This window comes from Bacillus sp. FSL M8-0063 (assembly GCF_038005545.1).
Lineage (GTDB): Bacteria > Bacillota > Bacilli > Bacillales > Bacillaceae_G > Bacillus_A > Bacillus_A wiedmannii.
This window is the reverse complement of sequence record NZ_JBBOTJ010000002.1, coordinates 549,670-565,241: the sequence shown is the minus strand read 5'-3', so window position 1 is coordinate 565,241 and position 15,572 is coordinate 549,670. Positions and strand designations below refer to the sequence as shown.

17 protein-coding genes and 1 pseudogene are annotated in these 15,572 nt (G+C 38.2%); 4 read left to right on the top strand and 14 right to left on the bottom strand.

Annotated features, from left to right (window positions below; translation table 11 throughout):
* Positions 1 to 25 precede the first annotated feature (25 nt).
* From uvrA to MKX31_RS25275, 11 genes are all read right to left on the bottom strand, one after another.
* Positions 26 to 2,896: an excinuclease ABC subunit UvrA gene (gene uvrA, locus MKX31_RS25325; protein ID WP_142315364.1), complete on the bottom strand. Its 2,871-nt coding sequence runs from the start codon at positions 2,894 to 2,896 to the stop codon at positions 26 to 28.
* An 11-nt stretch (positions 2,897 to 2,907) separates the two neighbouring features.
* Positions 2,908 to 4,884: an excinuclease ABC subunit B gene (gene uvrB / locus MKX31_RS25320; protein WP_064476209.1), complete on the bottom strand. Its 1,977-nt coding sequence runs from the start codon at positions 4,882 to 4,884 to the stop codon at positions 2,908 to 2,910.
* Between the two features lie 151 nt (positions 4,885 to 5,035).
* Positions 5,036 to 5,473, bottom strand: a complete 438-nt coding sequence (locus MKX31_RS25315; RefSeq protein WP_064476208.1) for a DUF4362 domain-containing protein — start codon at positions 5,471 to 5,473, stop codon at positions 5,036 to 5,038.
* A gap of 45 nt (positions 5,474 to 5,518) precedes the next feature.
* Positions 5,519 to 6,139: a hypothetical protein gene (locus MKX31_RS25310; RefSeq protein ID WP_088047807.1), complete on the bottom strand. Its 621-nt coding sequence runs from the start codon at positions 6,137 to 6,139 to the stop codon at positions 5,519 to 5,521.
* Positions 6,136 to 6,897 (bottom strand): MerR family transcriptional regulator, encoded by a 762-nt coding sequence (locus MKX31_RS25305; protein WP_142315359.1) that lies wholly within the window; start codon positions 6,895 to 6,897, stop codon positions 6,136 to 6,138. The genes MKX31_RS25310 and MKX31_RS25305 overlap by 4 nt, the downstream gene beginning before the upstream one ends.
* Positions 6,898 to 6,997: 100 nt before the next feature.
* On the bottom strand, positions 6,998 to 7,225 hold the full coding sequence (locus MKX31_RS25300) for a hypothetical protein (RefSeq protein WP_064476205.1): 228 nt from the start codon (positions 7,223 to 7,225) through the stop codon (positions 6,998 to 7,000).
* Positions 7,226 to 7,241: 16 nt separating this feature from the next.
* Positions 7,242 to 7,634 carry an ATPase gene (locus MKX31_RS25295; protein WP_098111078.1) on the bottom strand — a complete coding sequence of 131 codons (393 nt, stop codon included), beginning with the start codon at positions 7,632 to 7,634 and terminating at the stop codon, positions 7,242 to 7,244.
* A complete protein-coding gene (locus MKX31_RS25290) occupies positions 7,631 to 7,852 on the bottom strand; it encodes a hypothetical protein (RefSeq protein ID WP_064476203.1) in 222 nt (73 codons plus the stop codon). The genes MKX31_RS25295 and MKX31_RS25290 overlap by 4 nt, the downstream gene beginning before the upstream one ends.
* Before the next feature lie 18 nt (positions 7,853 to 7,870).
* The gene (locus MKX31_RS25285) at positions 7,871 to 8,260 is read right to left on the bottom strand and encodes a hypothetical protein (RefSeq protein ID WP_098103016.1); all 390 of its coding nucleotides are present in this window, start codon (positions 8,258 to 8,260) and stop codon (positions 7,871 to 7,873) included.
* Positions 8,261 to 8,271: 11 nt separating this feature from the next.
* The gene (locus tag MKX31_RS25280) at positions 8,272 to 8,469 is read right to left on the bottom strand and encodes a helix-turn-helix transcriptional regulator (RefSeq protein WP_000538364.1); all 198 of its coding nucleotides are present in this window, start codon (positions 8,467 to 8,469) and stop codon (positions 8,272 to 8,274) included.
* A 192-nt stretch (positions 8,470 to 8,661) separates the two neighbouring features.
* Positions 8,662 to 9,684: a YeiH family protein gene (locus tag MKX31_RS25275; protein ID WP_064476201.1), complete on the bottom strand. Its 1,023-nt coding sequence runs from the start codon at positions 9,682 to 9,684 to the stop codon at positions 8,662 to 8,664.
* Positions 9,685 to 9,835: 151 nt separating this feature from the next.
* Between MKX31_RS25275 and MKX31_RS25270 the strand changes: the two genes are divergently transcribed.
* The 4 genes and pseudogenes from MKX31_RS25270 to MKX31_RS25255 form a co-directional block, all read left to right on the top strand.
* Positions 9,836 to 10,729 (top strand): LysR family transcriptional regulator, encoded by an 894-nt coding sequence (locus MKX31_RS25270; protein ID WP_088047802.1) that lies wholly within the window; start codon positions 9,836 to 9,838, stop codon positions 10,727 to 10,729.
* A gap of 51 nt (positions 10,730 to 10,780) precedes the next feature.
* The gene (locus MKX31_RS25265; RefSeq protein WP_064476199.1) at positions 10,781 to 11,149 is read left to right on the top strand and encodes a MerR family transcriptional regulator; all 369 of its coding nucleotides are present in this window, start codon (positions 10,781 to 10,783) and stop codon (positions 11,147 to 11,149) included.
* A 4-nt stretch (positions 11,150 to 11,153) separates the two neighbouring features.
* Positions 11,154 to 11,693: a flavodoxin family protein gene (locus MKX31_RS25260; protein ID WP_064476198.1), complete on the top strand. Its 540-nt coding sequence runs from the start codon at positions 11,154 to 11,156 to the stop codon at positions 11,691 to 11,693.
* A 16-nt stretch (positions 11,694 to 11,709) separates the two neighbouring features.
* Positions 11,710 to 11,787, top strand: a pseudogene (locus tag MKX31_RS25255) (macrolide transporter); the annotation flags it as partial.
* 115 nt (positions 11,788 to 11,902) lie between these two features.
* Here the strand turns inward: MKX31_RS25255 and MKX31_RS25250 are convergent.
* The 3 genes from MKX31_RS25250 to MKX31_RS25240 all read right to left on the bottom strand — a co-directional run bounded on the left by MKX31_RS25250 (position 11,903) and on the right by MKX31_RS25240 (position 15,408).
* A complete protein-coding gene (locus MKX31_RS25250) occupies positions 11,903 to 12,214 on the bottom strand; it encodes a heavy metal-binding domain-containing protein (RefSeq protein WP_000637523.1) in 312 nt (103 codons plus the stop codon).
* A gap of 65 nt (positions 12,215 to 12,279) precedes the next feature.
* The gene (locus MKX31_RS25245) at positions 12,280 to 13,995 is read right to left on the bottom strand and encodes an ABC transporter ATP-binding protein (protein ID WP_340981670.1); all 1,716 of its coding nucleotides are present in this window, start codon (positions 13,993 to 13,995) and stop codon (positions 12,280 to 12,282) included.
* Positions 13,996 to 14,223: 228 nt separating this feature from the next.
* Positions 14,224 to 15,408, bottom strand: coding sequence for a PDZ domain-containing protein (locus MKX31_RS25240; protein WP_142387439.1), 1,185 nt, complete (start codon positions 15,406 to 15,408; stop codon positions 14,224 to 14,226).
* Positions 15,409 to 15,572: the final 164 nt, after the last annotated feature.

Below are 15,572 nucleotides of genomic sequence, written 5' to 3'. Positions count from 1 at the left end.
CCCACTCGGTTTTTTAGTAATACACTTATTGCGATAATTCTACTTCTTTTATTTTCTCTTTCATTCTTGCTTTATCACGAACTAAAATATCTTTTAAATACTTACCTGTATACGAGCGCTCTTCTTTCACTACTTGCTCTGGCGTTCCGGAAGCAACGATTTGTCCACCTTTGTCTCCACCTTCTGGTCCAAGGTCAACGATATAATCAGCTGTTTTAATTACATCTAAATTATGTTCAATAACAAGAACTGTCTCGCCACTTTCAACAAGGCGTTGCAAAACTTCTAGAAGACGCGCTATATCATGTGCATGTAAACCAGTCGTTGGCTCATCTAAAATATATAACGTACGCCCTGTAGAACGACGGTGTAATTCAGAAGCTAATTTCACGCGCTGTGCTTCTCCTCCAGATAACGTCGTAGCTGGCTGTCCTAATTTCATATAACCAAGCCCTACATCTACAAGCGTTTGAAGTTTACGCTTAATTTTTGGGATATTAGCGAAGAACTCTACTCCATCTTCAATTGTCATCCCTAACACTTCAGAAATGTTCTTATCTTTATACTTCACTTCTAACGTTTCACGGTTGTAACGTTTACCGTGACAAACTTCACACGGAACGTATACGTCTGGTAGGAAGTGCATTTCAATTTTAATAATTCCATCACCACGGCACGCTTCACAACGTCCACCTTTTACATTAAAACTGAAACGTCCTTTTTGATATCCACGCACTTTCGCTTCATTCGTTTGTGCAAACACATCACGAATATCATCGAATACACCTGTATACGTCGCTGGATTAGAACGTGGTGTACGCCCGATTGGCGATTGATCAATATCGATTACTTTATCTAAATGCTCAAGACCTTTAATTTCTTTATGAGTACCTGGCTTCGCTTTCGCTTTATATAACTTTTGCGCTAATGATTTATATAGTACTTCATTAATCATCGTACTTTTACCGGAACCAGATACACCCGTTATCGCTACAAACGTACCAAGCGGGAATGACATCTTTGCATTCTTTAAGTTATTCTCTTTTGCACCGATAATTTCCACTTTACGTCCGTCACCTTTACGTCTTTCAAGTGGAACCGGAATAAACTCTTTACCGCTTAAATACTTCCCTGTTAGCGAATTATCATCTTGCATCACTTCAGCTGGCGTCCCCGCTGATACAACTTGACCACCATGAATACCTGCACCAGGTCCGATATCAAGTAAATAATCAGCAGCCATCATCGTATCTTCATCATGTTCAACGACAATTAACGTATTACCTAAATCACGCATCTCTTGCAACGTACGAATAAGACGATCGTTATCGCGCTGATGTAAACCGATAGAAGGCTCATCAAGAATGTAAAGTACGCCAGTCAGACGAGAACCGATTTGCGTCGCTAAACGAATACGCTGCGCCTCACCACCTGATAAAGTTCCTGCAGCACGACTTAACGTTAAATAATCTAACCCGACGTTCACTAAGAATCCAACGCGCTCCTGGATTTCTCTTAAAATTAAATGAGCAATTTTTTGTTGCTTCTCCGTTAGCTCTACATTCGAGAAGAATTCCTGTACTTCTTGAACAGAATACTTCGTTACATCAGCAATCGTTTTATCACCAACGAAAACAGCTAAACTCTCAGGCTTTAAGCGTCCACCTTTACACTTCGGACAAGCTTGCTCTGCCATATACTTTTCCATTTGCTCACGGACATAATCAGAACTCGTTTCACGATAACGACGTTCGATATTTGGAATAACACCTTCAAATAAAATCTCATTTTCCTTTACTTGACCAAATTCATTTACATAGCGGAAATAAACTTTCTCTTCACCGCTTCCGTACAACACTTTATCAAATAAATCTTTCGGTATATCTTTCACAGGCACATCCATATCAACGCCGTAATGATTACATACAGATTGTAAAAGCTGTGGGTAATATTGTGAGCTTGTCGGTTCCCAAGGCGCAATCGCATGTTCATTTAATGATAAATCCCAATTCGGAATGACAAGTTCTAAATCTACCTCTAACTTTGAACCAAGTCCATCACAAGAAGGACACGCCCCGAATGGACTATTGAATGAGAACATGCGCGGCTCTAATTCTCCGATTGAAAAGCCACAATGCGGACAAGCATGATGTTCACTAAATAGAAGTTCCTCTTCTCCCATTACATCAATTAACACTCGGCCCCCGCCAAGCTTTAATGCACTTTCAAGTGAATCCGCAAGACGGCTTGCAATCCCTTCTTTTACAACAATACGGTCAATTACAACTTCAATGGAATGCTTCTTATTTTTATCTAACGCAATATCTTCAGATACATCAAGCATTTCACCATCAACACGTACACGAACATATCCTTGCTTCTTAATGTCTTCAAGCACTTTCACATGTGCACCTTTACGCCCAGAAACGATAGGAGCTAAAACTTGTAATTTCGTACGTTCAGGATATTCAAGTACACGGTCTACCATCTGCTCTACTGTTTGTGATGTAATTTCAATACCATGATTCGGGCAAATCGGCGTACCAATTCGTGCGAATAGTAAACGTAAATAATCATAAATCTCCGTTACCGTTCCGACAGTTGAACGTGGATTACGACTCGTTGTTTTTTGATCGATTGAAATCGCTGGAGATAAGCCTTCAATTGTATCCACGTCAGGTTTATCCATTTGTCCTAAAAACTGGCGCGCATACGCAGATAACGATTCTACGTATCTGCGTTGCCCTTCTGCATAAATCGTATCAAACGCTAATGATGATTTCCCTGAACCAGACAATCCCGTCACAACAACAAGCTGATTTCTCGGAATGGTTACATCAATATTTTTTAAGTTATGTGCTCTAGCACCTTTTACGACAATAAAATCCTTGCTTATGCTCACTCTGTTCACCCTTCCGCTTTTAATTCTAATAGTAAATCTCTTAATTCAGCTGCACGCTCGAAATCTAACGCTTTTGCTGCTTCTTTCATCTCTGCTTCCATCTTCGTAATTGTCTTTTCACGCTCTTTTTTCGTCATCTTCTTGGCTGGTACTGCTTCATATGTTTCCGGCTCTTCAGCAGCTGTCGTTGCACGGATAACATCACGCACGCCTTTTTGAATCGTTTTCGGCGTAATACCATGCTCTTTATTGTAAGCTTCTTGTATAGTACGACGACGTTGCGTTTCTTCAATCGCAATTCCCATCGATCTCGTTATACGATCTGCGTACATAATAACGCGGCCGTTTTCATTACGTGCCGCACGACCAATTGTTTGAATTAATGAACGCTCCGAACGCAAGAATCCTTCCTTATCAGCATCTAAAATAGCTACAAGTGATACTTCTGGAATATCTAATCCTTCTCGTAATAAGTTAATACCGACCAGTACATCAAACTTACCAAGGCGAAGGTCACGGATAATTTCAATACGTTCTAACGTTTTAATTTCAGAGTGAAGATAGTTTACTTTAATTCCTACATCTTTTAAGTAGTCTGTTAAATCCTCTGACATTTTCTTCGTTAAAGTCGTAATTAATACACGTTCATTTTTTGCAATACGATCTTGAATTTCTCCTAATAAATCATCAATTTGCCCTTCAATTGGTCGTATATCAATTGGTGGATCTAAAAGCCCTGTTGGACGAATAATTTGTTCTATTACCTCCGGTGCCTGCTCTAACTCGTACGGTCCTGGCGTTGCCGAAACGTAAATAACTTGATTCGTTTTCCCTTCAAACTCATCAAACGTAAGCGGTCTATTATCTAAAGCTGATGGCAAACGGAACCCATGATCCACAAGTACTTGCTTACGTGCTTGGTCCCCGTTATACATCGCTCTTACTTGCGGTACTGATACGTGTGACTCATCCATAACAATTAAGAAATCTTCCGGGAAATAGTCTAATAACGTATACGGTGTTGCACCCGCTGGACGAAGTGTTAAATGACGGGAATAATTTTCAATACCTGAGCAAAAGCCCATCTCACGCATCATTTCTAAATCATAACGTGTACGTTGCTCTATACGCTGCGCTTCTAACAACTTGCCATTATCATTTAATTCCTTTAAACGCTCTTCTAATTCTTTTTCGATATTTTCAATAGCGACCTTCATCTTTTCTTCACGTGTAACGAAGTGAGATGCTGGGAAGATTGCTACATGATCACGTTCTGCTAATACTTCACCTGTTAACGCATTTACTTCGCGAATACGATCTATTTCATCGCCGAAAAATTCAATTCGAATACAATGCTCATCAAGTGATGCCGGGAAGATTTCAACTACATCTCCGCGCACACGGAATGTACCACGCTTGAAATCAATGTCATTACGCCCATACTGCACATCAACAAGTTCACGAAGCAATTGATTGCGGTCCTTTTCCATACCAACTCGAAGCGAAACAACTAACTCGCGGTATTCTTCTGGAGAACCTAAACCATATATACACGAAACACTCGCAACGATAATAACATCGTCTCTTTCAAATAAGGAAGACGTTGCTGAGTGACGCAATTTATCGATTTCATCATTAATCTGCGCATCTTTTTCAATAAAAGTATCTGTTTGCGGCACATACGCTTCTGGCTGATAATAATCGTAATAACTAACAAAATACTCCACTGAATTGTTAGGGAAAAAATCTTTCAGCTCACTATATAACTGTCCTGCTAACGTTTTATTATGAGCCATGACAAGTGTTGGCTTCTGCACTTCTTTAATGACATTTGAAATCGTAAATGTCTTACCCGTTCCTGTCGCCCCAAGCAACACTTGCTTTTTCTTTCCACTATTAATTCCCTCTACAAGCTTCTCTATAGCTACCGGCTGATCACCTTGCGGGGAATACGCTGAGATAATTTCAAATTGATGTTCCAAGTAAAATCCGACCTCCTCATAAAAATCTGTATTATTATTTTACCACGAATGCCCATAAAAAACCTAAAAAAACGAACAGATATTCGGTAAAACTTTCGACAATATATACATAGAAAAAGGAAGGAGTCAAAACTTCCTTCCTCTACTAACTCTATTTTTTAGGTACATATAATAAATCATATCCATTGCGCCCATTTTCATTCACACAGTCTATTAACCTATAAGCTGTTTGTGATTCACGCTGCTCTTTAACAATCCTTTTACAGTTATCTTTATGTAACCCTTTATCCTCACCAGCAAATTGGTCTTTTCTATTATCTGACACATAAAGTATATCGTTCTCACTATGCTCTAGCGTTTGAAAGATCGGGTCACCTTCATGGGTATACTGTACAATCCTTATTTTATCAACCTTCCCTTGGTCAACATTCAAAATGAATTTTTCAAATTTATCTAGATTGGAAATTCCCGCTCTCTTTACAATGACATCATTCTTCCTATCAATTTCAATGTTAGGTTGTGAGCATGCTACTAAGCTAAAGAAAAAGAGAAATAGACATATAAAACCACTTCTTTTTCCTATTGTCATCCTCTCCTATAAAAATTCTTTGTATACCGCAAAAGCTACTTTCCTCTACGAAAGTAGCTTCTCTTTTCCTTTCTCTTTCTTCGGAAAAATCACATATGAAAATGAAATAACTGTATCCACTAAAAGTATAATCGCCCAAACTTGACTAACGCGACTAGCTGGTTCATTTAAAACAATCCCAGTTTCTAACCAATTATGCCATTGGTCAAACGGGACAAAACCGTACAGAAAGAAAAAGAAAATATGCACAACAATGAATAAAACAAGATGCAATACCAAATTTTTTATTTCCTGCTTCGCATAGGCCATACCTGTTAATTCTATATGTTCTTCAATAATAGGCGCTGGTTCATTCCGCCATTTCGCAACTAGCTTTTGCGCAAATATATCAAGCTTCTTCAAATCCTTTTTCCCGTAGAAAACTGCATACAATAAAATAATTACAGTAATGATTTGAAAATTAGAGAACTTCCCTGTTTGATAATAGTCCACTACCCCTAATGTTAAAATAAATACTTCATTTACGAGGAGTACAATCCCCATAATAAAGCTCGCTTTCTTCAAACGGAATCCGTAACGGAGTAAAAAGAAGCCGATAGCCGATAACCAAAATACAATCTCTGCCCCAATTAAAAAATACCAACGATATTCTGCAAGTATACTCATTTATCCATCTCCTTTTCATCATATATACGAAAAGCTTCATCCATATATAATAAAAGTTCTTCTTCAATTGGATACATGCTCATTTTCTGCGAATCTTCCTTCGATTTTCTAACTTCCCATAACTTATCTAAAAATGCTTCATCACCATTAGCCATTTCTAAACACTTCTGCATTAATCTCTTCGTTGCCTCTTGTACCTCATCACTCGCGGCTTCTTTGCCGTCTTTCATAAAAATACGTAATTGCTTTAATAAATCTACCCATTCTAAAACATTCGGATCTTCTTCACTCATATTTGGCAAGTTATGAAGCAATTTTTGTTCTTCCTTTGAAAATACTTCATTTTGAAATATTTCACGTATGCGAGACGACTGTTTCGAAAGCTGGATAAGTTCAAACATAACTTTCCAATCGAGCTCTCCCTCCACATCCACCGAATAAACAACTGCTTGTAAAACACGCTCCATTCGATTGAATTTCTTTTTTTCTTCCTGTACAAATCGAAGTTGTTTTTCAAGTGAATCCTTTAAATTAAGCTCATCTTTTACTAACATATTCGCAGATTCTTTTAACGAAAATCCCATTTCCTTTAAAAATAAAATTTGTTGCAGCCGTATTACGTCAGCTTCACTATATAAACGATGCCCGCCTTCTGTTTTCCCGCTCGGCTTTAATAAATCTATTTGATCATAATAACGTAATGTACGTACTGTTACCCCTGTCTCTCTCGTCAATTGTTGTATGGAAATCACTACCATCACCTCTTCCCCTTCATTATAAAAGATGACGTTACGTCACTTTCAAGTCTTTTGTAAAAAAAATACAAAAAGCTGTTTATACTCTTCGTATAAACAGCTTTTACGGGAATAATCCTTTTTGTACAGCACGCCCACAAAATAAAATAAGTGCTCCAACAACAACACTCGTTGCTGTTTTATGATAATGAGCTGAAACTAATAAATAATATGATAAACCGACAGTACCAATCATAATACAAACGCTTGGCACTGGATTACGAGAGAAGTTCTGCATTCCCCAAAACAAAGCAAAAATAGCCGTAGCGACACATAATACCGGTAATCCCATCCCAGTTCCCCTTTTTCTATCTATTCCTTGTTGCTAACACACTCATCGATGCCATACTTATTAATAAACCAAAAATAGCAATATATAATAACTCATTTACATGTACTGCTTGCCTATCTAAATGCTTATTTACACAAAGATACACAATGAACAGGAAAATGAAGCTTGTAATACAAATCGTAAAATACGACTTCATCTTATTCACAACTCGCTCATCAATCGACGGAACTCCCTCTTCTTTCAAACGCTTCTGTTCTCTATATTCCGAAATACTATATAAAATGACTAGTGCTACATTCGATATGAAGATCGTTCCCCACGAAATACTTAAAATCATTAAACTCGCATTTAAAATAAGACCCGCTAAAAATAAACTTCCTATAAACCGTATAACATCTTGCTTACTCATACATGATCAACCTCTTTTTGATTTCTATATTTCCACTTCGGCCAATAGTTCACAAAGAAATAAACAAACTGCCCTAGTACAAATAAAACAAACGGCATACCAGCATTTCCATCAACAATTAAATTATATAAACTCCATATCGCTAAACTAATCGTAAAAAATAACCCTACATATTTAAACGCTTTATCTGACTGGAATCTCTCAAACTCATCTTGCATTTTTCATTCCTCCTATCTCTATGCTCGTTTCCCTATCATGACTCCTATGATGAGACTACCCGCAAATAAGGAACTACATATCATAAATATTTCTTGCACTGGTATAACAGCTCTGCCTATTGATTTACTCGCAACAATATAAACAATAAGCAATAGAAACGCGAATACAAATGAGACATTTACATATTTTTTTATATTTTCATTTACTCGCTCATCTATATCTGGAAGTTCTTCTTTTTTATACTTACGCTTTTTGTAATACGCATACACTATCAAAAATACAATTGCTAAAACGTTACTCACTACGAGCGGTAAAATTGGTATAGCCGGATTCATAATATGAACTACAATGTCTCCCAAAAACAACCCAATAGTCGCACCAATCAATAACTTTTTAGTATCTTCCATTTTTTCTCCCCTTACTCTAGCGTAAATATTTCCTCCACCTTCACCCCAAAATATTTGGCGATTTTTAGGGATAACTCTAGACTCGGGTTATAATGATGGTTTTCAATCGCCACAATCGTCTGCCGTGTCACCTGCATCGCCTTTGCCATTTCAACTTGCGTTATATGATTTTGCTTTCTTAACTCTTTTATTTTATTTTTCACACCCATAGGCTCCACCTTCGAAAGTAAAGATATCTTTACAAATTTTAGTAAAACATTTCACTGAACACCTTCTCTAACCAAGTACAAGAGTAATTCAATTTATATCAGCGATTTTTTAAATATATCGACATCCGTAGCACTATAATCATAAGAAAAAAGCTGTCCCAAAATATCTTTTGGAACAGCTTCTTCGTCCTACTACATAAATCCTAATGCATATACAAGAACGTATCCAAGAATAGAAAGGCAAACCGAGCCGATCAGCCCCGCCACGAATGCCTTACTTCCTAACTTACGGAACGTTTTAAACTCTACATTTAAACCAAGCCCCGCCATCGCCATTGCAATCAGCATGTAAGCAATGACAACAATATAGCCGGCAACAACTTCTGGTATAACCCCGAGCGAATGCACTGCACTCATCGCTAAAAATCCGAAGATGAACCACGGAATTGGAAGATCGCGCCACGATTTTTTTTCCTCGCTACCTTCACTCTTACCAAACCATAATCCAATTAAAATCGCTACTGGCACAAGCATTGCAACGCGCGTTAATTTCACGATAACTGCGATGTCTACAGCCGTACTTCCTCCTGGTGCCGCAGCTGCGATGACATGGGCGATCTCATGCAGCGTGGCACCTGAGAATACACCGTAACCGTACTGTGAGAAGCCAAGCACTGGGTATAATAGCGTATAAATAAGTGTAAATATTGTACCTAAAATTGCAATAATCGCTGCCCCAACTGCCGTTTCTTCATCCTTCGCTTTCACTTGCGGTGCAATTGCCACGACCGCTGCCGCACCGCAAATTGCTGTTCCGCACGCTGTTAAAATTCCGAGTTTCTTTTCTACTTTAAATACTTTCGTTAGTCCATATACAACGAAAATCGTAAATGCAATAACAACCGCAGCGATGACCAATACTTTCGGCCCTGCCTTCGCAATATCAACAAGATTTAACCGCATTCCAAGTAAGATGATCCCAAAGCGCAGCAACTTCTTACTCGCAAAGTTCGTCCCGGCAATCGCATCATGAGGAACTCCAATTGCTGCACGCCAAACCATCCCAATTAGAATAGCAATTACTAATTGTCCCATAATATTTAAAAATGGAAGCTCTGCTAAATATTTCGCAGCAATTGCGATTAATAGTGTAATCCCAATTCCTTGCGAAAATCCAAAGCCCTTCTTCTTTTGTATAACAAGTGTTTGTTCCACTTTGAACCACTCCAATAATCGTATTGGAACATGCATGTTCTTTCTACTTACATTATAAGAGAGTTTCTATAATAAGTTTAATATCAATATTAAATCTCTATCATCAGAAATACTTATGATAAGATGATAGAAAAAGAAAGGAGCCCATTACATGAACGTAGACATTTTAAAAATATTTGTTACTGTCGTTGAACAGAAGCACTTCTCCCGTGCAGCAGAATTATTAAACCTTTCACAACCTGGCGTAAGTATGCATATACGCAACTTAGAAAACGAATTTGGCACCACTCTTATTCAGCGCTCCCCAAAGCACGTCCAAGTGACGGAGGCTGGAAACATACTATATATACATGCAAAGCAAATGCTCTCTCTTTACGAAGAAGCCAAACAAGAAATTAACGAACTACATAACGTTGTAACAGGAACTCTTCGCATCGGTGCTAGTTTCACAATTGGCGAATACTTACTTCCAAAAATACTGGCTAACTATGCGAATGAAAATCCACACGTCGAAGTTCATACCTTTATCTCAAATACAGAAGACGTTTTACAAAGCCTTCGCTCTAATCAAATCGATATCGGCTTAGTGGAAGGGCAAGTGGTATACGCCGACGTTGACGTTGAAACGTTTATGCAAGATGAAATGAAGCTCGTCGTCCCTCCAAATCATCCACTGCTCTGCACAAATGAAATAAATGAAAGTACACTCCAAGATCAAGTATGGGTATTAAGAGAAAGTGGTTCTGGTACACGCGCTTATAGTGACCGCTTTATTCATCAACACCATTTGAAAATGAAACGATTCTTTACATTTAGTAGTATCCAAAGCGTAAAGGAAGCAGTTAGTGCCGGGCTTGGCATCGCTATACTTTCTGATTGGACTGTACGAAAAGAGCTACTGGCAAAAGAGCTATTCCACGTCGAAGTTCCAAATGAACAACTAATTCGTCCATTCTCCATCGTGCGCGGCAAATACTTCATCCTGTCTAAAGCCATTCAGGTGTTTTTAAATCATGTAGACTCTTTTGCGAAAAAACAGCATTGACCTTCACATTAGTGTGAAGGTTTACAATACATGTAAAAGGAGTGAAACACATTGCGAATTGGAGAGTTATCAAAAGAAACCGGGGTTAGCGAAAGATCACTAAGACATTATGAAGAAAAAGGATTACTCCCTTCTAAGCGCCTCGCAAATGGCTACCGTGATTTTGATGAAGGTGCCATCGAAAAAGTGGAGCTTATTCAAATGTACTTACAAATTGGCTTAAATTTAGAAGAGACGGCAAGGATGCTGCGCTGCCTCGAAATAGAGCCGCACCTGTACGAAAATCCTTGCAGCAGTATCCTTACGCTTTATGAAGATAAACTTAATGAAGTAACGAAGCAAATCTCATTACTTTCTAGCATTCAAACGAATTTGCAAAAACACGTTTCACTCCTAAAACAAGCAAATGAAAAGGGATGATTACATGTTTGTTATACATGGCAGTTCAAGACAAAACGGAAATACAGAGGCTTTAACACATATGATGATAGAGGGCATTGAAACAGAACAAATTTACTTACGAGACCATACAGTCCATCCTATTACAGACCAACGTCATGATGCAGAAGGATTCCAAGCTGTAAACGATGACTATCAACATTTAATTGAACGCATGCTAGAGCACGACACAATTATCTTCTCTACACCACTATACTGGTACGGAATGAGCGGTCATATGAAAAACTTCGTCGATCGCTGGTCACAAAGCTTGCGTGATACATCTCTTCATTTCAAAGAGAAAATGAAAGGCAAAAAAATGTATGTTGTCATCGTTGGCGGAGACAACCCGAAACTGAAAGCATTACCGCTTATTGCTCAATTCCAATATATCTTTGATTTTGTTGGTTCTTCATTTGAAGGTTATGTTATTGGGGATGCAAATGGACTGGATGAAATTAAAAACGATGCTGAGGCGCTGGCAAAAGCACAATTGTATAATGATAAATTCAAAAATAGTAAATAGAAATTAGTTTGACAAAAACGATGACATCACATCTCTCGAACAAGAATACGAAACATTATTAGTTCAAATCCGAAAATGTAAAGAAGCGCTCTAATGTCTTCCCTATATATCGACAAGGCCTTCCGCATTTCCCAAGAAATATTGAAACTTCGACATAGAATAGCATTAATAAAAGTGAAAAAGCCGTGCATCAGCACGGCTTTTTCACTTTAAATACGGACGGCAGTCCCGCTCACTGCAACCATTAGCATTCCTTCGCGAACTACTTCGTAATCCACGTCGATACCAACAATTGCATTTGCATTTTTTTGTCTTGCGAAAGTTTTCATCTCTTCCATTGCAATGTCGCGCGCTTCTTTTAATTTACTTTCATAAGCGCCCGCACGACCGCCGACAACATCACGGACAGAGGCGAAAAGGTCACGAACGATATTCGCGCCCATAATCGCTTCTCCATTGACGATATCGATATACTCAATAATTTCTTTTCCTTGAATTGTAGACGTTGTTGTTACAATCATGCTTCATAGCCTCCCATATAAGATTTTCACTTACTTATGGTGCACTAATTCAGCAGAAATTATATTTACGAACTGAACTGAGCTTCGTATAAACGGCTATATCCTCCGCCTTGCTCAATTAGTTCCTCATGTGAACCTTGTTCTGCAATACCATCTTTATTTACAACGACGATACGATCTGCATTTTTAATCGTTGCAAGTCTGTGAGCGATAACTAATGTTGTACGGCCGACAGATAGTTCAGCAAGTGATTTTTGAATCGCAAGTTCCGTCTCTGTATCTAATGCGGAAGTCGCTTCATCTAATATTAAAATTGGCGGGTTTTTCAAGAACATACGAGCAATCGCTAGACGTTGCTTCTGTCCACCAGAAAGTTTCACACCACGCTCACCAATAACCGTATCTAAACCGTCTGGTTGTGAGTAAATTAAGTCTTCTAACTGTGCACGTTTTACTACCTGCCAAATTTCAGCTTCTGACGCCTTTAAGTTTCCGTAAGCGATATTTTCACGAATTGTTCCTGAGAATAAGAACACATCTTGCTGCACAATTCCAATTTGCTTACGAAGTGAAGATAACGTCATATCTTTCGTATCAATACCATCAATTTGAATCGATCCTGACGCTTGTTCATAAAAACGTGGTAATAGACTACATAACGTCGTTTTTCCAGCTCCTGATGGTCCTACGAAAGCAACAGTTTCACCTGCATGTATTTTCAAACTAATATCATTTAAAATCGGTTCTTTATTTTCATATCCGAATGTAATGTTGCTATATTGAATATCACCATGTACATGTTTAACTTCCATTGCATCTTTAGAGTCTACAATATCTGGCTCTGTTTCAAGAAGCTCTACATATCTCTTAAAACCAGCGATCCCTTTCGGATAGCTTTCGATTACCGCATTAATTTTTTCAATTGGGCGGAAGAAAATATTCGTTAATAGAACGAATCCGATAAATCCACCGTACGTTAATTCACCTTGCAGAACAAACCATGTACCGCATATTAAGACGAAGAGCGTTACGAGACGCATGAGCATATAACTAATCGATGAATTTAACGCCATAATTTTATATGCCATTAATTTCGTTGTACGGAAACGAGCATTGTTTACAGCAAATTGATCTTTCTCAAACCTTTCATTTCCGAATGCTTGTACAACACGGATACCACCAACGTTATTCTCAATACATGCATTAAAATCAGCAACGTCTGAGAATAAACGTCTAAACGTACCTGTCATTTTTTTATTGAAGTAAAGTGCCAACCATAATAGGAATGGAATAACGAAGAACGTTAATAGCGCTAACTTCCAGTTGATCATCATCATAAATGAGAATGCCCCAACTAAAGTCATAACAGCGATAAATAAATCTTCTGGTCCATGGTGAGCAATTTCCCCAATTTCCATTAAGTCGTTTGTAAGACGTGAAATTAAATGACCTGTTTTATTATTGTCAAAAAATCTGAATGATAGCTTTTGAATGTGATCAAATAATTTCTGCCTCATATCCGTTTCAATGTTAACACCAAGCATATGTCCCCAATATGTAACGACATATTGTAAGCCTGCATTTAATATATACACTGCAAGTAAACCGAAACAAGCCCATAAAATAAGCGTCCAGTTTTGTCCTGGCAATAACTTATCAATAAATTGATTTACGATAAGCGGGAAGCCAAGTTCTAGTAACCCTGCGACAACCGCGCAAGAAAAGTCGAGTATAAATAAACCTTTATACGGTTTATAGTAAGAAAAAAATTTACGTAGCATATCTTACCTCCATTTTCCAAAATTAAAACACCCTCTAAATGATAACCATTATCAAATAATTATTCAAGTTATCCGTCTATGAAACTAAAAAGAATGTTTGCGATAGTTGTCGTTTTTTTCCGGAAAGTCGATATATTTGAATAATCGCCGATACAAATCCTATTTACTACCCATTCCGCCCCCCACAACAAAAAAAGGTATCACCACAAGGTGATACCCTTTCTTCTATTACATCGCTTCCGAATCCCACTCATGCTCCTGCTGAACAAACACAATTCCTAATTCGTGATGTCCTCCGGCGTATAATGCCGTTTGAGCAAGACGAAGCTCTCCATTTGTATCTAATACTTCTAACTTACAAAATGCTCCTGTCGTCTTCGTTTGAAGCGCATCATAAAATTCCTCAGCGCTTCCTGGAATGACTCCATTTACTTTCGTAATTACTTCTCCAGGCAGTAAATTCAGCTCTGCCCCAATTGTATTCGGGATTGTATCTAATACAACAAGCCCATCATTACGTGCAGCGAAGTAAGCCGGTCTTGTCTCATCCGCAATTTTTTCTTGCATGGAAATTGTGAAACGCCCAAGCATTGCGACTCCCATTGCGATAATGGCAAGTACGTGCCACCAATAACTTGCGATTCCTAAAACAAGTACAATTCCTGCTAATCCGTAGACCCGTCTTCCTGTAAATAATAAAGCTTCCGTTGGCTCATAACTTCTAATCTTTCTCATAAATCCAATTAAAAATGGAACGAGGAATAAAGAATAGGTATCAGAACCGATTGAAATGACAGGCCACCATGAAATAAACTGCGTTACTGCATCACCTGGTACAAGAATAAAAATAGGCACGATCCATAAACGCTTTGATTCGTGTAAACCAATCTTTAGCCCACGCTTACCCTTCTTAATCTTCGGCGTAGAATATCCTACTGCATTTTTAGAAATCAACAAGCCCTCTACAATAAGCATGACGCCTAGTAAAATAGCAAGAGATACAATCGTACTCTCTTCACCTTCTCCAAGCTGTAAGAAGGAAACTGGTAGCTTAGAAGATAATAGAACGCATACAATTGCGATACTAAATGTATAAGCTGCTGATAAATATCGATACATAGCAGTTAATCCAAATAATAACGTCCAAAGTAAGATGACCCATAAGCTCGCTTTGGAAACGACAAGGCCAAGTCCAATTGTAATAATAGATACGATTAATCCGTATCCAACTCCCGCAAATAGAGATGTTCGCAGTTCAAACCAAATATCATAAACTTTAAAGGAAAAATCCTTTCGTTCTCGTAACATACGTAAGTATCCAACGAAGATACTACTTATTAAAAATACATAGACAGCAGGGTGTAAGAAAAAACGTCCAACTGCCCGCATTATTTCAAAAATCCATGCCTCCACGAACCCATTCACCACCATTTATATCATTCTTTCTTTTTATATTATCATAACTGGACAAACGTTTGTTTAACACAAAAAAATACAGGCAGCAAACTGCCTGTATTTCTTTTTATCCCGCTTTAATGGGCAGTAAGACCCCCACCTCAAAATTCAGCGAAAGCAAA